Raw genomic sequence first — 18723 nt, forward strand, 5'->3', positions numbered from 1 at the left:
AAATGCCGAGAGTGTCGAACGTCATATCTTGAATATCGTCACTTTTGTCTATGTGTGTGACAGTGAAAAGTAGGGGGCGATTGCTGATGGAGTGGCAAAACCGTGGCGTGGTTTCTCTTAGTCGGGAAGTACAGAAAAACTCTGCAAAAATGTGAAGATAAATAAAATCAGCCTGACAAGCATCAACGTTTTCACACCTGGACTATGAGTAATCACATAAAGAATATGGGCATTGGTCAGGATGAATCAGGATCCTATTCTTTGCTTGTATTCTTGTGTCTCGCATCGTCATAAGTGTCGAAATCGCTAATTTTGACAATGTTATTTAAAAAAAACAGATTAAAAACATATTGTTATTAATTGGCGCGTTTTATGCATACCTGACTAAGTACGATTAAAAAAATAACCTCGTAGTCGGAGAATATGATGAACCGTTTTGTCATTGTTGATTCGAGCAAATGTATAGGCTGTCGCACTTGCGAAGTGGCCTGTGTCGTGTCGCATCAGGAAGCGCAGGATTGCGCCTCCCTGACGCCGGAAAGCTTTTTACCCCGCATTCACGTCATCAAAGGGGCGAATGTTTCAACGGCCGTCATGTGCCGGCAGTGCGAAGATGCCCCCTGCGCCAATGTCTGTCCGAATGGGGCGATTACTCGTGAAAAAAATTTCATACATGTCCAGCAGGCGCGTTGCATCGGCTGTAAAACCTGTGTTGTTGCCTGCCCCTACGGTGTCATGGAAGTGGTTTCCCGCCCGGTGACGAAGAAAAGGATCACCGATGAATCGTTCCTGTCATACAAGGTGGAAGCCAACAAATGTGATCTTTGTGAGGGTCATGTGGAAGGCCCTGCATGTATCAACGTCTGTCCGACGAATGCCATTGTCTGTATTGACAGAGATAAGCTGGAATACATGAACGTCGAAAAACGTCGCCGTGCCGCGCTCAATTCGATTGAAATCCTGAATTTCTGACGATACCTGACTTCGGTCAGGCCCGAATTCTTTCACTTTTAACAGGCCTGTTATTAATGAAAAAGATCACTAGTGTATGTCCGTACTGCGGTGCGGGCTGCAAACTCAAACTTGTTGTTGAAGACAACAAAATTATCCGAGCCGAAGCGGCTGACGGCGTCACGAACCAGAATGAACTGTGCCTGAAAGGGTACTACGGGTGGGATTTTCTCAATGACACCCAACTGCTGACTCCCCGCCTGACGCAACCCATGATCCGCTATGAGAAAGGGGGGCGACTGACTCCCGTTTCCTGGGACGAAGCTATCCGCTATACCGCACAGCGTTTTAGCGAGATTAAAGCGAAATATGGCCCGCGCTCCATTATGACCACGGGGTCATCACGCGGTACGGGTAATGAAACAAACTACGTGATGCAGAAATTTGCCCGTGCGGTGCTCAACACCAATAACGTGGACTGCTGCGCACGCGTTTGTCACGGCCCTTCCGTGGCCGGGCTTCAGGAAGTACTGGGTAATGGCGCGATGAGTAACTCCATCAGCGATATCGAAAATTCTAAATGTCTGCTGATCTTTGGTTACAACAGCGCGGACTCGCATCCGATTGTGGCTCGTCGCGTGGTGAAGGCTCATCAGAATGGGGCCAAAATCATTGTTTGCGACCCGCGCCGTATCGAGGCAGCGCGTATTGCCGATCAGCACCTCCAGTTGAACAACGGTAGCAACATGGCATTGGTGAATGCGTTCGGCTATGTCCTGTTGGAAGAAAAACTCTACAACCAGCACTATGTTGACCGCTTTACCGAGGGGCTAGACACCTACCGCGAAATCGTCAAGGACTATGCGCCGGAAGCGGTCGAACATCTCACCGGTGTGTCGGCGGCTGACGTGCGTCAGGCAATGAGAACCTTCGCGGCTGCGCCGTCAGCGACCATTATGTGGGGAATGGGTGTCACCCAGTTCGGTCAGGCTGTTGACGTTGTTCGTGGGCTGGCGGGGCTGGCGCTGTTGACCGGTAATTTAGGTCGCGAAAATGTGGGCGTCGGCCCGATTAGAGGCCAGAACAATGTGCAGGGGGCCTGCGATATGGGGGTACTGCCTAACATGTTCCCCGGCTACCAGTCTGTAACGGATCCCGATGTCCGCGCGAAGTTTGCTGATGCCTGGGGAATTTCACCGGCGGTGATGGATGAAAACATCGGAACCCGCATCACCGAAGTGCCACATATGGCGCTGGAAGGGAAAATCAAAGCCTACTACATCATGGGAGAAGACCCGTTACAGACCGAGGCCGATCTTAGCCTGGTTCGTAGAGGGGTCGAAGCGCTGGATTTTCTGGTGGTTCAGGACATCTTCATGACCAAAACCGCTGAAGTGGCTGACGTACTGCTGCCAGCTACCTCTTGGGGTGAACACGGCGGCGTATTTACCTGTGCGGATCGTGGTTTCCAACGTTTTGAAAAAGCGATTGAGCCGAAAGGCAATGTAAAACGCGACTGGGAGATTATCAGCCTGATCGCCAGCGAAATGGGCTACCCGATGCATTATGCTGATAACCAGCAGATTTGGGACGAAATGCGCAGCCTTTGCCCGTTGTTCTATGGCGTCACCTACGAAAAAATGGGCGATATGGGCCATATTCAGTGGCCGTGTGCGACGTTGGATCACCCAGGGACGCCCTATCTGTATCAGGACAGCCGCTTTGATACACCGACCGGCAAAGGCAAGCTGTTTGCCACGCAGTGGCGTGCGCCAGCGGAAGTGCCGGATGACGCGTACCCGCTGGTGTTGTGCACCGTTCGTGAAGTTGGACATTATTCCTGTCGTTCTATGACGGGCAATTGTGCTGCGCTACAGGCGCTGGCAGATGAACCGGGGCGTGTGCAGATGAACCCGCAAGATGCGAATCGACTGGGGATTAAGGATAACAATCTGGTCTGGGTCAGTTCACGCCGCGGTAAAGTGATTAGTCGTGCTGATATCAGCGAGCGCATCAATAAAGGCACTATCTACATGACCTACCAGTGGTGGATCGGTGCCTGTAATGAATTGACTCAGGAGAATCTGGATCCGATATCCAAAACACCGGAAACCAAGTACTGCGCGGCGAAGGTGGATGTGATTGAGGATCAGCGCTGGGCGGAAGACTTTGCCAGTACGTCCTATAACGATATGAAAGCCCGCCTGCGCGCCGCCGTGGCGCATTGAAGCAAGGGGACATGCGGGGCGCAATGGATAACACTGGCGCGGTGCTGAGTATTCGGGGCAAGGTTCAGGGGGTTGGCTTTCGCCCCTGGGTCTGGCAACTGGCGAAGCAGATGCATCTGTATGGCGATGTCTGTAATGATGGCGCTGGCGTGCAGATTCGCCTGATAGCGGCACCGCAGGCGTTTATCGATGCGCTTCATACACAGTGTCCGCCGCTGGCGCGTATTGATGCGCTGGAGCAGTCTGTCATGTGCTGGAAAGCGTTACCGACGGATTTTACCATTCGCCCCAGTCATGGCGGCACCATGAATACCCAGATAGCACCGGATGCCGCTACCTGCCCATCTTGTCTCGCTGAAATGAACGATCCGGCGCAGCGGCGCTATCGCTATCCCTTCATTAACTGCACTCACTGCGGGCCGCGTTTTACCATTATTCATGCTATGCCCTATGACCGCGCGTTGACGGTGATGGCGGCGTTTCCGCTTTGTCCAGCCTGTGAGTCGGAATACCGTAATCCCCGGGATCGACGTTTTCACGCCCAGCCAGTGGCCTGCCCGGATTGCGGCCCTCATGTCTTTTGGCAGACGGTTGATCGACGTTGTGAGGGGGAAGCGGCTCTTCAGGCTGCGGTAGCAATGTTGCAGGCCGGGGGAATTGTTGCGATCAAGGGGATTGGTGGTTTTCATTTGGCCTGCGATGCCCAAAATAATGAGGCTGTCCGGTTGTTGCGTTTACGTAAACACCGTCCAGCGAAACCGCTGGCAGTGATGGTGGAAAATGCCAGCGGCCTGCCCACGTTGACGGCAGCGCGGTTAAGTAGCCCGGCAGCGCCAATTGTTCTGGTAGACAAGCGGATAATGGGCTTCCTTAGCAAAGACATCGCCCCCGGCCTGAATGACGTGGGGGTTATGTTGCCATCTAACCCATTACAGCATCTGCTGATGCAGGGTATCGGACGTCCGCTGGTGATGACGTCTGGAAACCTCAGTGGGCGTCCTCCAGCGCTAACCAATGAACAGGCGTTGAGTGAACTGGCTGGTATTGCCGACGGTTGGCTAATGCACAATCGGGATATTACGCAGCGCATGGACGATTCGCTGCTGGATACGCGCGGCATGATGATACGACGAGCCAGAGGGTTTGTACCGGATGCGATCGCCTTGCCTTCTGGCTTCAAGAATATCCCGCCTATCGTGTGTTTGGGTGCGGACCTGAAAAACACGTTCTGTCTGGTGCGTGGCGAGAGTGCGGTATTGAGCCAGCATCTGGGCGATTTAAGCGACGATGGCGTTGAATCTCAGTGGCACCGTGCGCTTGATCTGATGTGCCGGGTTTATGACTTCACTCCTCAGCAGGTCGTGGTGGATGCCCACCCCGGTTATCACTCTCTCCGATTGGGGCAGCAGATGGCGTTGCCGTGCCACTACGTTTTGCATCACCACGCCCACATTGCTGCCTGTCTGGCCGAACACGGTTGGCCGTTGGACGGCGGAGCCGTTATTGGTCTGGCGCTGGATGGCGTGGGAATGGGGGCTGAAGGACAGCTTTGGGGCGGAGAGTGCCTGAAGGTGGATTACCGCGTCTGCGAGAGATTGGGCGGGTTACCGTCGGTCGCTCTGCCGGGGGGCGATCTGGCTGCACGGCAGCCGTGGCGCAATTTGCTGGCGCACTGCCTGGCTTTCGTTCCTGACTGGGAGACTCTACCGGAAACGGATAGCGTTCGCCGTCATCCTTGGGAGCCTCTGGCCAAAGCGATCGCACGGGGGATCAATTCTCCTACCGCATCGTCCGCTGGGCGGCTTTTTGATGCTGCGGCAGCAGCGCTGGGGTGTTCGGCTGAGGTTCAACACTATGAAGGAGAGGCGGCTGGGCGGCTGGAGGCAATGGCTACGCGGTGTGGCGGGGTTGATCATCCGATAACGCTGCCCTGCGTTGCGGGTCAACTGGATATGGTGACCTTCTGGCAGCAGTGGTTGAACTGGCGTGCGGAGCCAGAAGCCAGAGCATGGGCTTTCCATGACGTGCTGGCAACTGGGCTGGCTTCTCTGGTCCGGCATCATGCACAACGACTGAATATCGGTACCGTCGCCTGCGCGGGCGGTGTGTTCCACAACAGGCTGTTATGTCAGCGGCTGGTGTCTCGCCTTGATGGCCTTAACGTGCTGTTACCTACGCGACTGCCTGCTGGCGATGGTTCAATTTCTTTGGGGCAGGCGGTGATAGCCGCCGCACAGTTACAATCGACTATAAAGGATAAACTTGATGTTACTTCCCGTTCTGCGCAACCATCCCCGTAGCGCGATGCTGTTAATAGTGCTGTTATCGGCAAATCTTGTTTCATGGTGCTGGGCACTGGTTGTATTCCAGAATAATGGTGCACTGATAGCGGCTTGCTTGCTGGCCTGGTCTTACGGTTTGCGGCACGCGGTGGATGCCGACCATATTGCCGCGATTGATATCGTTACCCGTAAAATGATGCAGCAGGGACAGCGTCCGTTAGGGGTAGGAGCCTGGTTTTCACTCGGGCACTCCACGATTGTGATCTTGGCTACAGTAGCGATTGCGGCGACAGCGGCGGCGTTTCAGAAAGATATCGCGTGGTTTCACGATGTCGGCGGCATTATCGGAACATCGGTTTCTGCCTTTTTCCTGTTGGCGATGGCGCTGGTGAATCTGGTTATTTTGCGCGGCGTCTGGCGAAATTTTCGAGCCTTAAAACGTGGTGAACCGCTGCAAAACCGTGATGAGATGGGCGCTTCTGGCGGGATGATGAGTTGGCTCTTCCGCTCCACCTTTCGGATGGTCGATAAAAGCTGGCATATGTATCTGGTCGGTTTTTTGTTTGGGTTGGGCTTCGATACCGCGACGGAGATTGGTGTACTGGGTATCTCCGCGGCCAGCGCCTCTCTCGGTGTATCCATCTGGTCAATTCTGATTTTTCCAGCCTTATTCGCCAGCGGTATGGCGCTGATCGATACCCTGGACAATATCCTGATGGTAGGCGCATATGGATGGGCATTTAACAAACCACAGCGCAAACTGTATTACAACATGACTATCACCGGCGCTTCGGTGGTAGTGGCTCTATTTATTGGCGGTCTTGAGGCTTTGGGGCTGCTGGTGGATAAGTTTGATTTGCAAGGTGGGGCATGGGCTGTGGTCAGCGGCCTCAATGATAGCCTTGGCAATGTCGGCTTTATCGTGATTGGTATATTCGTTGTCTTCTGGTGCATATCAATGCTGATTTATCGCTGGAAAGGCTATGATTCATTGGTGGTAAGCTAGTATCGCTTGTTCTACATGGGTCGCATTTTTTGCCAGCGGCGGCAGAAGGCCCGATCGGGTTTTAACGGTGACAGCATTTCTGCGTTCATGACTTGCGGCTGCTGTTATCGAGCTGCGGGAGCTGATTTAGCTACGGGAATTTTTTGGGTCAGGGTAAGACGAAAGTGGTAAGGCGTTGTAGGAGAGCCTTACCACTATGATAAACCGACAATATTACTCGGCGGCATAGCCCTGTGGTGGGATGCGCACGCTGTCCAGCCAGGCTTCATTATTACGCATCACCAGCCGACCGTTCAGGAACCAGTTAATGACCATCGGATAAATCGTGTGCTCGTGCGTTTTAACGCGTTCGCTCAGGCTTTCTTCCGTATCGTCATTAAATACAGGCACCTTCGCTTGCAGAATCAACGGACCGCCATCCAGTTCATCAGTGACAAAATGAACGGACGTACCGTGTTCCCGATCGCCATTTTCCAGCGCCTTACGGTGCGTATGCAGTCCAGGATATTTCGGCAGCAGGGACGGGTGAATATTCAGCATTTTACCTGCAAACTGAGCAACAAATTCCGGGCTGAGGATTCGCATGTAGCCCGCTAAGACCACGAGCGCCGGCTCATATTGCTCAATTGCGTTTGCCAGTGCCGCATCAAATGCGGCGCGGTCGGCAAAGTCTTCAGGATTCAGGGCGCAGGTAGGGATCGCGGCATTCTGTGCGCGTACTAATCCATAAGCCTCCGCATTATTACTGAATACGGCGACGATATTTCCTTTAAGGCGCCCATTCTTACAGGCGTCAATCAACGCCTGTAAGTTGCTTCCATGACCTGAAACCAAGACAACGATGTTTTTCATCAGTTAATAACCACTGCGTCTCCGGCATCGGTTTGGGTAATGACGCCGATTTTCCATGCGTTTTCGCCGCTGCTGTTGAGTAATGCAACGGCCTCGTCTGCCTGTTCGGCTGGCAGTGCGATGATCATACCAACACCGCAGTTGAAAGTACGATACATTTCGTGGCGGCTAACATTACCGGCCTGTTGCAGCCAGTTGAAAACCGCAGGCCATTGCCAGCTGGATTCGTCGATAGTTGCCTGCATGCCTTCTGGCAACACGCGTGGGATATTTTCCCAGAAACCGCCGCCAGTCAGGTGAGAAATGGCGTGGACGTCCACTTTCTCAATCAGAGACAGGATAGATTTCACGTAGATTTTGGTCGGTGCCAACAGGTGATCGGCCAGCGATTTGCCCTCCAGCTCGAACTGTTCTGGATCGGTCTTGCTAACTTCAAGCACTTTGCGTACCAGTGAATAACCATTGGAGTGTGGGCCGCTGGCCGCGAGGGCAACCAGAACATCACCGTGCTGAACTTTGCTGCCATCGATGATTTCTGATTTTTCTACGACACCGACGCAGAAGCCGGCAACATCATAGTCTTCACCGTGATACATACCCGGCATTTCGGCAGTTTCACCACCGACCAGCGCGCAGCCTGATTGTTTACAGCCTTCCGCGATACCCGTAATTACGCTGGCAGCGGTGTCGACATCCAGCTTGCCCGTTGCGTAATAGTCGAGGAAGAACAGCGGTTCGGCACCCTGGACGACCAGGTCGTTCACGCACATCGCAACCAGATCGATACCAATCGTATCGTGGCGCTTCAGATCCATCGCCAGGCGCAGTTTAGTGCCGACTCCGTCAGTGCCGGAAACCAGAATCGGTTCGCGGTATTTTTGCGGTAAGGCGCACAAGGCACCGAAACCACCCAATCCACCCATAACTTCCGGGCGACGAGTCTGTTTCACTACACCTTTGATACGGTCTACCAATGCATTACCCGCATCGATATCCACGCCTGCGTCTTTATAGCTGAGAGAGGTTTTGTCGGTCACTGCTGAGTCCCCACGAAGGTTACGGGTTGTATTCAAAAACAGACTTGTATTAAAAAAACATGGCATTCAGAAAACACGGTATTTGGAAAACATACTGTGATAAAAATAATGCGCGCCAATTCTAACAGTGTAGGCAATCGTTTGCGAGTGATGAGTCATCGACTGGCTATTTTTCGTTAATGGCGACAATTTCTCTTCTCGGTTGATCTGGATCAGGCTTAATCGTATGGCGCTAAGTAAAAAAGGCGGTATAATCCCGCGATTTTTTTTACGACGGGCTCTCATGCCCGCCGCCCTGCGGGCCGCCGCAAGCGGTGTTTAAAACGCGTTTAGCGTTTTTTGTCCGTCCACTAGCCGATGGGGAGATAATGATGAAGATCGTCGAGGTGAAACACCCACTCGTCAAACATAAACTGGGTCTGATGCGTGAGAACGATATTAGCACGAAGCGTTTTCGTGAGCTGGCTTCCGAAGTGGGAAGTTTGCTGACTTACGAAGCGACGGCTGACCTGGCAACTGAAAAAGTCACCATTGATGGCTGGTGCGGTCCGGTAGAGGTCGATCAGATCAAAGGCAAGAAAATTACCGTCGTACCGATTCTGCGTGCAGGATTGGGCATGATGGAAGGCGTGCTGGAAAATGTCCCTAGTGCGCGTATCAGCGTTGTCGGCATCTACCGTGATGAAGAGACGCTGGAGCCTGTTCCTTATTTCCAGAAACTGGTTTCCAATATCGAAGAGCGCATGGCGCTGGTTGTTGACCCGATGCTGGCAACCGGTGGTTCAATGATCGCCACGATCGATTTGCTGAAAAAAGCAGGTTGTAACAGTATTAAGGTACTGGTGTTGGTTGCGGCGCCGGAAGGGATTGCCGCACTGGAGAAAGCCCACCCGGATGTTGAGCTGTACACGGCATCGATCGATAAAGGCCTCAACGAGCAGGGTTACATCATGCCGGGTCTGGGTGATGCGGGCGATAAAATATTTGGTACGAAATAACAGGTAAGCCGACTTTATAGTCGGCTTTTTTTTGGCGCAAACCTAAGCATTTCCTATGGTTCGCCATAACCAGTATTACGTCACACGCGTTCTTTTATTACATCAGCAGTCAACATCATCCTGCTTCACTACGGTGGGGCGGGGTGAGTCTGGCTGTGATAAGAAGTGCGGCTCTACCTGCACAACACTACAGAGGATATTGAAGATGACTCGTCGCGCCATCGGGGTGAGTGAACGACCCCCCTTGTTACAAACCATCCCGTTGAGTTTCCAGCATCTGTTCGCGATGTTTGGTGCTACCGTTCTGGTACCCATTCTGTTCAAGATCAATCCGGCAACCGTGCTGTTATTCAACGGTGTGGGGACGCTGCTTTATTTATTCATTTGTAAGGGAAAAATCCCGGCGTATTTGGGCTCAAGCTTCGCGTTCATTTCCCCTGTTTTACTGCTGTTGCCGCTGGGGTATGAAGTTGCGCTGGGTGGTTTCATCATGTGTGGCGTGTTGTTCTGTTTGGTGGCGTTGATTGTTAAGAAAGCGGGTACTGGCTGGCTGAATGTGCTGTTTCCGCCTGCGGCGATGGGGGCGATTGTCGCCGTTATCGGTCTTGAGCTGGCGGGTGTGGCGGCAGGAATGGCTGGGCTGTTGCCTGCCGATGGAGCATCTGTTGACTCCACCGCAGTGACGATTTCACTGGCGACGCTGGCGATCACCATTCTGGGATCGGTGCTGTTTCGCGGCTTTCTGGCCATCATCCCGATTCTGATCGGGGTACTGGCTGGTTATGCGTTGTCGTTCGCGCTGGGCGTCGTTGATTTGACCCCAATTCGTGAAGCGCACTGGTTCGCGATGCCGACATTCTATACGCCGCGTTTTGAGTGGTTTGCTATTCTGGCGATTCTGCCTGCTGCGCTGGTGGTGATTGCGGAACACGTTGGTCACCTGGTTGTGACGGCGAATATCGTGAAGAAAGATCTGATGCGCGATCCGGGGCTGCACCGTTCCATGTTCGCCAACGGAATTTCTACCGTGCTGTCCGGCTTCTTCGGTTCCACACCGAATACGACCTATGGTGAAAACATCGGGGTGCTGGCGATTACCAAAGTGTACAGCACCTGGGTTATCGGCGGTGCCGCGATCCTCGCGATACTACTCTCTTGCATAGGCAAACTGGCCGCGGCGATTCAGGCTGTACCGGTTCCTGTAATGGGCGGCGTGTCGCTGCTGCTGTACGGCGTGATCGGTGCTTCCGGTATTCGCGTGCTGATTGAATCCAAAGTGGATTACAACAAAGCACAAAACCTGATCCTGACCTCCGTGATTCTGATCATCGGCGTCAGCGGCGCGAAAGTGCATCTCGGCTCGACCGAGTTGAAAGGCATGGCGCTAGCGACGGTTGTCGGTATCGGTATGAGTCTGGTGTTTAAGGTCATCAGTCTGTTCCGTAAAGACGAAGAGATCCTTGATGCACCGGAAGAGAACGACGCGCGTTCCTAATCACAGCATTCTCCCTGTTGAGGCCGTGCGTATAGCGCCTCAACAGAACCTGGTTTCTGTGATAAACTTGATCCGATTTCTTGCCCGTTTTGCTTGAGGTGATTCTGAACACGCCGGCACAGCTTTCATTGCCACTCTACTTACCCGATGACGAAACCTTTGCCAGTTTCTATCCGGGGGAAAATGCGTCTCTTCTTGCCGCCGTCAATAATGCTTTGTATCAGGAACATGGTAGCTATATCTATTTCTGGTCACGCGAAGGGGGAGGGCGTAGCCATCTATTGCATGCTGCCTGCGCCGAACTGTCGCGTCAGGAACGTGCGGTGGGCTATGTACCGTTAGATAAACGTGCCTACTTTGTGCCGGACGTGCTGGAAGGCATGGAACAGTTGGCGCTGGTCTGTATCGATAACATCGAATCGATTGCGGGCGATGAAGAGTGGGAAATGGCGGTATTTAATCTGTACAACCGCGTTCAGGAAACAGGGCGAGCCCGGCTGTTAATTACCGGCGATCGTCCGCCGCGTCAGTTGAATTTACGTCTGCCCGATCTGGCTTCTCGTCTCGACTGGGGACAAATCTACAAGCTGCAACCGTTGTCGGATGATGAGAAGGGGGAGGCGCTACAACTGCGAGCCAGACTGCGCGGATTCGAGTTGCCGGAAGACGTGAGCCGTTTTCTGCTTAAGCGTTTGGATCGGGAAATGCGCACGTTATTTATGACGCTCGATCAGCTTGACCATGCTTCCATCACTGCACAGCGCAAGCTGACCATTCCCTTTGTGAAAGAGATCCTCGGGCTATAGCTGGAGAGCGATATAGTTGAAGATCGTAGATCACGATCGCTGACGACTACCGCTCGCAACTATCTTTCACAACCATCATCCACAACACTCATTCACAACTACAGAATTTCCAGCACCTTCTCCGGTGGGCGGCCAATGCGTGCCTCCCCCTGTGCCACGACGATAGGGCGTTCGATAAGCTTCGGGTTATCGACCATCGCCTGAATAAGCTGCGCTTCTGTCAGCGTGGCGTCAGACAATCCCAACTGCTGATAAATCTCTTCTTTGGCTCTCATCAACTCGCGCGCGCTACTAAAGCCTAACTGCTGGATAAGCTGAGCCAGCGTCGCGGCATTGGGCGGCGTGTCGAGATAGAGCACGACGTCAGGAGTAATATTGTGCTCTTGCAGCAGCGCCAGCGTTTCACGGCTCTTGGAACAGCGCGGGTTGTGGTAAAGCGTCACGGATGAAGGCTGTGTCATCGTTATGCTCCTTATCAGGATTTTTGGTACTGGCGGAAACGCTGCTGCAACTGGCGGATCTGGTCGATGCGGGCGTCGTAACGCGCCTGCTCCAGACTCCCCAATTTGACCAGTGAACTCGCGTTGCTCAGTAACCTAATAGATTGATCGAGCTGACCGTTAAGCGCCAGACTCTCTGCGCGTGCGGCCAACTCTTCTGCGCGCTGTCCTTGGGCTGCGGCGGTTTGCGCCAGTAGATCCCAACCGTTCGGATCGTCAGGGTGCGCATAGGTGTAGCGATACAATATTTTGCCGGCAGCAGCAGGCTGTTTACCTTCCACATAGGCATTGGCAAGGTTAAGCTGAAGAACCGGATTAGCCTGTATTCCGGGTACGTTTTGTAAACGGACGATGGCCTGCGCAGCACGATTTAGTCCCAGATCGATATCGGTCATCATATCCAGAAACCATGGATTGTCAGGTGCGCTGCTTAGTAGTGGTTGCAGCACATTACGCGCTTCATCGTACTTCTTCGCCTGATAAAACTGAATCGCACGGCCATACTTCGCGGCCAACTGTTCCCGCACGTTCCCCTTCTCCCATTGCACCAGCACATCGTCGTTTAGTGGGCGATCCGGTGAGCCATACATACCAAAGGTGCGTATTTTGGCGAACAAGAAATCCTGAGAAGACTGCACCGGCGTTGAGCGCATCTGGTTGGCACGGTTACGGGCATCAGACAGGCGACTTTCCGGCAATGGGTGAGTCAGCAGCATTTCCGGTGGTCTGGAAGCATAACGCGATTGATCAGCCAGCTTTTGCAGGAAATTCGGCATGGCTTGCGGATCAAAACCCGCGCGCTGCAACACTTGAATCCCGATGCGATCGGCCTCTTGTTCATTCGACTGCGTGAAGGTAATCATCCCTTGCTGCGCGCCAGCCAGCGTACCGCTGAGTGCTGCCATTCCCAACTGTGGGTTAGCCATCGCCAGCAGGATGGAACCGAGTGCGCCGACCCAGGTGAGCGGGGCGCTGCGCTGCTGTGATTCCATGCTGCGCGCCAAATGGCGCTGGGTTACGTGAGAGATTTCATGCGCCAGTACCGAGGCCAGTTCGCTCTCGCTATCGGCATAGCGGAACAGGGCGGAATGCAGTACCACATTGCCGCCGAAGAAGGCGAAGGCGTTAATGTCGTCATTACGGATCAGATAAAAATGGAACGGTGTACGCACTGAATCGGCCTGTTTGACCAATCTGTTGCCGAGCTGATTAATGTAATTGGACAGCAGCGGATCGTTGATAAGCGGTGCACCAGCTCGTAACTGACGGACGTAAAAGTCGCCCATCGCCAGCTCTTGATTGATACTGAGCGTACCGCCTGCGGTGGTGCCGATATCCGGCAGCCGATCCTGCGTGTCGGCCTGAGCAGGAAGCAGGCTGCCAGTCAGTAGCGCACCAAACAGGACGGACATAACCGTTTTTCTTAACCGAATAGACATAACGGAAGATAACCTTATCAACAGCTAATGTGAAAGCATTCTGCCGACTATCTTAGCCAGCGATGGCAGACAAAGAAATGCCCGAACGGGAAAAACGTGGTGAAGAGAGAAAAAGGCAGGAAAAACCGGCACGTATGACGGTGCCAGTGAACGATCTAAAAATCGCGAATCAGGCGCTTTTCAGATAATCGAGAACGATGTCGTGGTGGTTGCTGGTTTTGAAGTCGTCAAAAACTTTCTCTACCTTGCCGTCTTCATCGATCAGGAAACTGATGCGATGAATACCGTCATAGGTTTTCCCCATGAACGTTTTCTCTCCCCAAACGCCAAATTCTTCTGAAACCTGATGATCCTCATCAGAAAGCAGCGTGAAATTTAAAACCTCTTTCTCGACAAAACGGGACAGCTTTTCTGATTTGTCCGTGCTAATACCGAGAACTTCAACACCATGTTTTTTCAAATCATCCATGTTATCGCGCAGGCCGCAAGCCTGAACGGTGCATCCTGGCGTCATCGCTTTAGGGTAGAAATACACCAACACTTTCTGTCCCTGGAAGTCGGTTAAATTTACTTGTTCGCCATCCTGGTCGGGCAAGCTAAATTTCGGTGCGATATCACCGGCTTTCAGTGTGTTCATCACGACTCTCCGTCTTGTTTCTCTTCATGCTGTGGGTATACCCATAAATAGACTATTGGGCATAGTTAACGACGCTAATACTGCCTTGTGCGTGCAGTTCTGTACATAGCTGATGAAAGGCTGGCTCAATAATTGAGCTATCAAGCGTAGCAGAACTGTGTGCGGCAATCTGAATATACAACTGCGGCGGTTTGCCACCCTCGGCGGGCTGCGTTTTGGAAACCAGCTCGGCAATGTTTAACTGGTGAGAATCGAACAAATCGGTAAAGCGCTCAATGATGTGAGGGGAGTCGGCAACGTCAACTTTCACCCAAACGGTGGAAGGCGTTGGCTGACTGGCCTGTGACTCCGTCCGCTTCATCACGATCAGCAAATCCATCTCTGCGCCTTTCAGCGGCAGGGTAGATTCAATCAGCGTTATCGCGTTCCAACTGCCGGACAGCAGCATAATAAACGTGAATTCTTTGCCCAGCATGGCAAGACGGCTATCTTCTATATTGCAGCCACAGCTACTGACGTGGCGGGTAATCGCATTGACAATACCGGCGCGATCAACCCCCAGCGCGGTAATAACCAGATAGTGTTCTTGTGAGCTTGGCAACATCATGCTTCCTGTCTTTTTTCCCATGAATACATGGTAAACATAAAAAATTGCCTGGAGCAATTTTTAACGCCGCTTGCGGCGGCCCGAAGGGCGGCGGGCAGGGATAGCCCGCCGTAAAAAACTGGAGCAATTTTTAACGCCGCTTGCGGCGGCCCGAAGGGCGGCGGGCAGGGATAGCCCGCCGTAAAAAACTGGAGCAATTTTTAACGCCGCTTGCGGCGGCCCGAAGGGCGGTGGGCAGGGATAGCCCACCGTAAAAAACGGGAGCAATTTTGGCTATCCTTGCCAGCCTATTTCCCCAAAACATCAGAAGCATTTTTAATTTCGTTTGCTGCGTCATAAAAAAACCTGCGTCAGACGCCGACAACGCCCTTGTCCGCTTGCTTTTGCATAGAGGTCAAAAGTACCATGAAGCACTTGTTTGTGGAGGGGATGGCCAATGTTTACGGGAAGTATTGTTGCGCTGGTTACGCCGATGGACGCCAAAGGCGCTGTCGATCGGGCGAGCTTGAAAAAACTGATTGATTATCATGTCGCTAGCGGTACAGCGGCGATTGTCTCTGTTGGCACCACGGGTGAATCTGCCACGCTGAGCCATGACGAACATGGTGATGTCGTGATGATGACGCTGGAACTGAGCGATGGCCGTATTCCTGTTATCGCGGGAACCGGTGCTAATGCAACCGCCGAAGGCGTTTCACTAACCAAACGCTTTCATGGCACGGGTGTTGTTGGCTGCCTGACGGTCACACCGTACTACAATAGACCGACGCAGGAAGGCTTATACCAGCACTTCAAAGCAATCGCCGAACATACCGATCTGCCGCAAATCCTGTATAACGTACCTTCCCGCACTGGCTGCGACATGCTGCCAGAAACCGTTGCCCGTTTGTCCAAAGTGAAAAATATTGTCGCAATTAAAGAAGCGACGGGGAACTTAAGTCGGGTAAGCCAGATCCAAGAGCTGGTTAGTGAAGACTTCATTTTGCTGAGCGGCGATGACGCCAGCGGTCTGGACTTTATGCAACTCGGCGGTAAAGGTGTGATTTCCGTGACAGCGAATATCGCTGCGCGTGAAATGGCTGAACTTTGCAGGCTGGCGGAGCAGGGCAATTTTGTCGAAGCGCGCCGTTTAAATCAGCGCCTGATGCCACTGCATCAGAAATTATTTGTTGAACCCAATCCTATCCCAGTGAAATGGGCTTGTAAGGAATTGGGACTCATGGCGACCGATACGCTGCGCCTGCCGATGACACCGCTGACTGATTCCGGTCGTACGGTGATGGGGCAAGCACTTAAGCAAGCGGGTTTGCTGTAATCGTTAGGGAGATTTAATGCGTTATTCATTACAAAAGTCGATGGTGGCGAAAGTCGTTGGCTTATCACTCGTGATGTTGCTTGCGGCTTGTTCCAGCGATCAGCGCTATAAGCGTCAGGTCAGTGGCGATGAATCCTATCTGAAGGCGCCAGCGCAGCACGCGCTGAATACGCCTGCCGGGATGATTTTACCGGTGCAGAACGGGGGTTATGATATACCGCCAGTTACCCAGAATGGCGCGGTCGGCAAAGAGTTGGATATTCGTCCTCCAGTACAGCCATTGGCTTTGTTGAATGGTTCCCGTACCCAGATCTCAGGAGACACGGCAACGCTGTTGTTAGAAAACAGCGCGCAAAACAGCCAGCTTTGGTCTCAGGTTATCCGCGTGCTGCAAGACAAAGCGTTCACTATTGCCAGCCGTCAGGATGCCAGCCAAACGCTGACGACCGACTGGATCTCGTGGCCGCGTGAAGATGAAGACGTACCGTATCAAGGACGTTATCAGATTTCTGTACAGCAGCAGGGTTATCAGGTTGCTCTGATCGTGAAACTGCTGGGATTACAGTTAAACGGACAGCCGGTGACGACAGGCGATCAGGCTCAACGCTACACTGGCCTGATGCTGAATGCGCTCAGCAATGGTCTCGATTCTCAGGCAACCGCACGTGAAAACGCACTGGCAAACCGCACTATTGGTTCGCTGGATGTGCAGAGCGGTGCGGATGACACGGGTCTGCCGCTGCTGATTGTACGCGGTCCATATACCGTCGTGTGGGATCGTCTGCCTGTCGCGTTGGACAAGATCGGTATGAAGGTTAACGATCGCAGCCGTCCACAGGGTTCTGTCTCCGTGACGTATCGCGCACCGAGCGACGGGACCTGGGATGATCTGGGCGCGAAAAATCCTGAACTGCCTAACGGTGATTACAAATTGCAGGTCGGTGATTTAGATAACCGCAGCAGTCTGCAATTTATCGATTCCAAAGGGCATACGCTAACCCAGTCGCAGAACGATGCGCTGGTGGCCGTATTGCAGGCGGCGTTCAGTAAATAACGCATAAACCAAGGGTCGGATTATCCGGCCCTTCTTCATTCAATAATCTCTACCCGAATTAACGGGCGCTATCGGCAACCGTTCGGGGAAGCGTTAAATATCGGGTCGTTTTTTTTGACCCTCACTGTGTGGAGTAATTAAAGATGCAAAAGCGAGCTGAGCTGTATCGTGGAAAGGCGAAAACCGTCTACACCACCGAAGATCCCGATCTACTGGTGCTGGAATTTCGCAATGATACATCAGCAGGAGACGGTGCGCGCATTGAGCAGTTTGACCGTAAAGGAATGGTGAATAACAAGTTCAACCATTTCATCATGAGCAAACTGGAAGAAGCCGGAATCCCAACCCAAATGGTGAGCCTGCTGTCTGACAATGAAGTGCTGGTGAAAAAGCTGGAGATGGTGCCAGTCGAGTGTGTCGTGCGCAATCGCGCGGCGGGATCGCTGGTAAAACGTCTGGGTATCGAAGAGGGCATCGAGCTGAATCCGCCATTGTTCGATCTGTTCCTGAAAAACGACGAGATGCATGACCCGATGGTGAACGAATCTTACTGCAAGACGTTCGGCTGGGTGAACGAAGAGAATCTGGCTCGTATGAAGGAACTGAGCTACAAAGCGAACGATGTGCTGAGCAAACTGTTTGGCGACGCCGGACTGATTCTGGTCGACTTCAAGCTGGAGTTTGGTCTGTTCAACGGTGAAGTCGTGCTGGGCGATGAGTTCTCACCAGACGGTAGCCGCCTGTGGGACAAAGAAACGCTGAACAAAATGGATAAAGATCGTTTCCGTCAGAGCCTCGGTGGCTTGATTGAAGCGTATGAAGAAGTTGCGCACCGTATCGGCGTAAAATTAGACTAACTGCGCAATCGTTTACGTTCAGGTTGCCAATCGGCAATAGGCTGGCGGCCTGAATGTTTTAACTATTCTCTTCTCGAAAAGCCGTCTTTCTCTTCTCGTCTTTGCCCGAATGATTTGCTGGTCTGCCTTCACTGCGATTAATGCTATCATCGCGGTTTGCTTAACGCGCAACCTGACTACTTTCGACAAACTCGCATCCATGGCTTACATCGATCCAACATTGTTAATTCTGCTCGTCCTGGCGGGGCTGGGTATCATCAGCCACAACATGACCGTCACGCTGGCGATTCTGGTTCTGCTGGCGATACGCATCACCCCTTTGAACAGCTATTTCCCGTGGGTGGAAAAATATGGCCTGAGCATCGGTATCGTCATTCTGACGATTGGTGTGATGGCACCGATTGCCAGCGGAAAAATTACCGCCAGTGAAGTCATGCATTCCTTCCTGCACTGGAAATCTTTGCTGGCGATTCTCATTGGCGTTGCCGTGTCCTGGCTTGGCGGACGCGGCGTGTCGCTGATGAGCAACCAGCCCTCCGTGGTAGCGGGGCTGCTGGTGGGCACGGTGATGGGGGTGGCGCTGTTTCGCGGTGTGCCCGTCGGGCCGTTGATCGCCGCAGGGCTACTTTCTCTGCTGATCGGCAAGACCTGATTGATCC

The 18723-nt window shown here is 52.9% G+C and carries 17 protein-coding genes; 11 read left to right on the forward strand and 6 right to left on the reverse strand.

Translation table 11 applies throughout. The features are described 5' to 3' along the window. The first annotated feature begins 426 nt into the window (after positions 1–426). Genes hydN through KP22_RS00740 form a run of 4 tightly spaced genes read left to right on the forward strand, consistent with a single transcriptional unit; the run spans position 427 to position 6467 of the window. Complete coding sequence (gene hydN, locus KP22_RS00725) at positions 427–972, forward strand: electron transport protein HydN (RefSeq protein WP_039301896.1); 546 nt, start codon at positions 427–429, stop codon at positions 970–972. A 56-nt stretch (positions 973–1028) separates the two neighbouring features. Continuing rightward, the gene (gene fdhF, locus KP22_RS00730) at positions 1029–3179 is read left to right on the forward strand and encodes a formate dehydrogenase subunit alpha (RefSeq protein WP_039321789.1); all 2151 of its coding nucleotides are present in this window, start codon (positions 1029–1031) and stop codon (positions 3177–3179) included. Between the two features lie 23 nt (positions 3180–3202). Beyond that, positions 3203–5479 (forward strand): carbamoyltransferase HypF, encoded by a 2277-nt coding sequence (gene hypF, locus KP22_RS00735; protein ID WP_209428684.1) that lies wholly within the window; start codon positions 3203–3205, stop codon positions 5477–5479. Next, positions 5445–6467 carry a HoxN/HupN/NixA family nickel/cobalt transporter gene (locus tag KP22_RS00740; protein ID WP_039321795.1) on the forward strand — a complete coding sequence of 341 codons (1023 nt, stop codon included), beginning with the start codon at positions 5445–5447 and terminating at the stop codon, positions 6465–6467. The genes hypF and KP22_RS00740 overlap by 35 nt, the downstream gene beginning before the upstream one ends. Positions 6468–6680: 213 nt before the next feature. Here KP22_RS00740 and purN read toward each other — a convergent pair whose 3' ends face one another. Beyond that, positions 6681–7319: a phosphoribosylglycinamide formyltransferase gene (purN, locus tag KP22_RS00745; protein WP_039321798.1), complete on the reverse strand. Its 639-nt coding sequence runs from the start codon at positions 7317–7319 to the stop codon at positions 6681–6683. Then, positions 7319–8356 (reverse strand): phosphoribosylformylglycinamidine cyclo-ligase, encoded by a 1038-nt coding sequence (gene purM, locus KP22_RS00750; protein WP_039301906.1) that lies wholly within the window; start codon positions 8354–8356, stop codon positions 7319–7321. The genes purN and purM overlap by 1 nt, the downstream gene beginning before the upstream one ends. A 371-nt stretch (positions 8357–8727) precedes the next feature. Between purM and upp the strand changes: the two genes are divergently transcribed. The 3 genes from upp (at position 8728) to hda (ending at position 11655) form a co-directional block, all read left to right on the forward strand. After that, on the forward strand, positions 8728–9354 hold the full coding sequence (upp, locus tag KP22_RS00755; protein ID WP_039301909.1) for a uracil phosphoribosyltransferase: 627 nt from the start codon (positions 8728–8730) through the stop codon (positions 9352–9354). Positions 9355–9559: 205 nt separating this feature from the next. Continuing rightward, a complete protein-coding gene (uraA, locus tag KP22_RS00760; protein ID WP_039321801.1) occupies positions 9560–10849 on the forward strand; it encodes a uracil permease in 1290 nt (429 codons plus the stop codon). Between the two features lie 98 nt (positions 10850–10947). Further along, the gene (hda, locus tag KP22_RS00765; RefSeq protein WP_039302852.1) at positions 10948–11655 is read left to right on the forward strand and encodes a DnaA inactivator Hda; all 708 of its coding nucleotides are present in this window, start codon (positions 10948–10950) and stop codon (positions 11653–11655) included. A 98-nt stretch (positions 11656–11753) separates the two neighbouring features. Here hda and arsC read toward each other — a convergent pair whose 3' ends face one another. From arsC to KP22_RS00785, 4 genes are all read right to left on the reverse strand, one after another. Next, complete coding sequence (gene arsC / locus KP22_RS00770) at positions 11754–12116, reverse strand: arsenate reductase (glutaredoxin) (protein ID WP_039301912.1); 363 nt, start codon at positions 12114–12116, stop codon at positions 11754–11756. A 14-nt stretch (positions 12117–12130) separates the two neighbouring features. Next, positions 12131–13594 carry a beta-barrel assembly-enhancing protease gene (bepA, locus tag KP22_RS00775; RefSeq protein WP_039321804.1) on the reverse strand — a complete coding sequence of 488 codons (1464 nt, stop codon included), beginning with the start codon at positions 13592–13594 and terminating at the stop codon, positions 12131–12133. Between the two features lie 169 nt (positions 13595–13763). Then, complete coding sequence (gene bcp / locus KP22_RS00780) at positions 13764–14231, reverse strand: thioredoxin-dependent thiol peroxidase (protein ID WP_039301917.1); 468 nt, start codon at positions 14229–14231, stop codon at positions 13764–13766. 52 nt (positions 14232–14283) lie between these two features. After that, complete coding sequence (locus KP22_RS00785; RefSeq protein ID WP_039321807.1) at positions 14284–14835, reverse strand: glycine cleavage system transcriptional repressor; 552 nt, start codon at positions 14833–14835, stop codon at positions 14284–14286. Between the two features lie 439 nt (positions 14836–15274). On the opposite strand from KP22_RS00785, the gene dapA reads away from it, so the two are divergent. The 4 genes from dapA (at position 15275) to KP22_RS00805 (ending at position 18716) form a co-directional block, all read left to right on the forward strand. Further along, on the forward strand, positions 15275–16153 hold the full coding sequence (gene dapA / locus KP22_RS00790; RefSeq protein WP_039301921.1) for a 4-hydroxy-tetrahydrodipicolinate synthase: 879 nt from the start codon (positions 15275–15277) through the stop codon (positions 16151–16153). Positions 16154–16169: 16 nt separating this feature from the next. Then, complete coding sequence (gene bamC, locus KP22_RS00795) at positions 16170–17207, forward strand: outer membrane protein assembly factor BamC (RefSeq protein WP_039321810.1); 1038 nt, start codon at positions 16170–16172, stop codon at positions 17205–17207. Positions 17208–17350: 143 nt separating this feature from the next. Further along, positions 17351–18064, forward strand: a complete 714-nt coding sequence (gene purC, locus KP22_RS00800; RefSeq protein WP_039301925.1) for a phosphoribosylaminoimidazolesuccinocarboxamide synthase — start codon at positions 17351–17353, stop codon at positions 18062–18064. Between the two features lie 199 nt (positions 18065–18263). Further along, the gene (locus KP22_RS00805) at positions 18264–18716 is read left to right on the forward strand and encodes a DUF441 domain-containing protein (protein ID WP_039323371.1); all 453 of its coding nucleotides are present in this window, start codon (positions 18264–18266) and stop codon (positions 18714–18716) included. Positions 18717–18723: the final 7 nt, after the last annotated feature.

The organism is Pectobacterium betavasculorum, from assembly GCF_000749845.1.
GTDB lineage: Bacteria > Pseudomonadota > Gammaproteobacteria > Enterobacterales > Enterobacteriaceae > Pectobacterium > Pectobacterium betavasculorum.

What these genes read in the sequence shown, in the direction of transcription:
- upp (WP_039301909.1), top strand. Translation starts at nt 8,728, where the DNA reads ATGAAGATCGTCGAGGTGAAACACCCACTCGTCAAACATAAACTGGGT.
- hydN (WP_039301896.1), top strand. Translation starts at nt 427, where the DNA reads ATGAACCGTTTTGTCATTGTTGATTCGAGCAAATGTATAGGCTGTCGC.
- KP22_RS00740 (WP_039321795.1), top strand. Translation starts at nt 5,445, where the DNA reads ATGTTACTTCCCGTTCTGCGCAACCATCCCCGTAGCGCGATGCTGTTA.
- bepA (WP_039321804.1), bottom strand. Translation starts at nt 13,594, where the DNA reads ATGTCTATTCGGTTAAGAAAAACGGTTATGTCCGTCCTGTTTGGTGCG.
- uraA (WP_039321801.1), top strand. Translation starts at nt 9,560, where the DNA reads ATGACTCGTCGCGCCATCGGGGTGAGTGAACGACCCCCCTTGTTACAA.
- purN (WP_039321798.1), bottom strand. Translation starts at nt 7,319, where the DNA reads ATGAAAAACATCGTTGTCTTGGTTTCAGGTCATGGAAGCAACTTACAG.
- arsC (WP_039301912.1), bottom strand. Translation starts at nt 12,116, where the DNA reads ATGACACAGCCTTCATCCGTGACGCTTTACCACAACCCGCGCTGTTCC.
- bamC (WP_039321810.1), top strand. Translation starts at nt 16,170, where the DNA reads ATGCGTTATTCATTACAAAAGTCGATGGTGGCGAAAGTCGTTGGCTTA.
- KP22_RS00785 (WP_039321807.1), bottom strand. Translation starts at nt 14,835, where the DNA reads ATGTTGCCAAGCTCACAAGAACACTATCTGGTTATTACCGCGCTGGGG.
- KP22_RS00805 (WP_039323371.1), top strand. Translation starts at nt 18,264, where the DNA reads ATGGCTTACATCGATCCAACATTGTTAATTCTGCTCGTCCTGGCGGGG.
- dapA (WP_039301921.1), top strand. Translation starts at nt 15,275, where the DNA reads ATGTTTACGGGAAGTATTGTTGCGCTGGTTACGCCGATGGACGCCAAA.
- hypF (WP_209428684.1), top strand. Translation starts at nt 3,203, where the DNA reads ATGGATAACACTGGCGCGGTGCTGAGTATTCGGGGCAAGGTTCAGGGG.
- purC (WP_039301925.1), top strand. Translation starts at nt 17,351, where the DNA reads ATGCAAAAGCGAGCTGAGCTGTATCGTGGAAAGGCGAAAACCGTCTAC.
- bcp (WP_039301917.1), bottom strand. Translation starts at nt 14,231, where the DNA reads ATGAACACACTGAAAGCCGGTGATATCGCACCGAAATTTAGCTTGCCC.
- fdhF (WP_039321789.1), top strand. Translation starts at nt 1,029, where the DNA reads ATGAAAAAGATCACTAGTGTATGTCCGTACTGCGGTGCGGGCTGCAAA.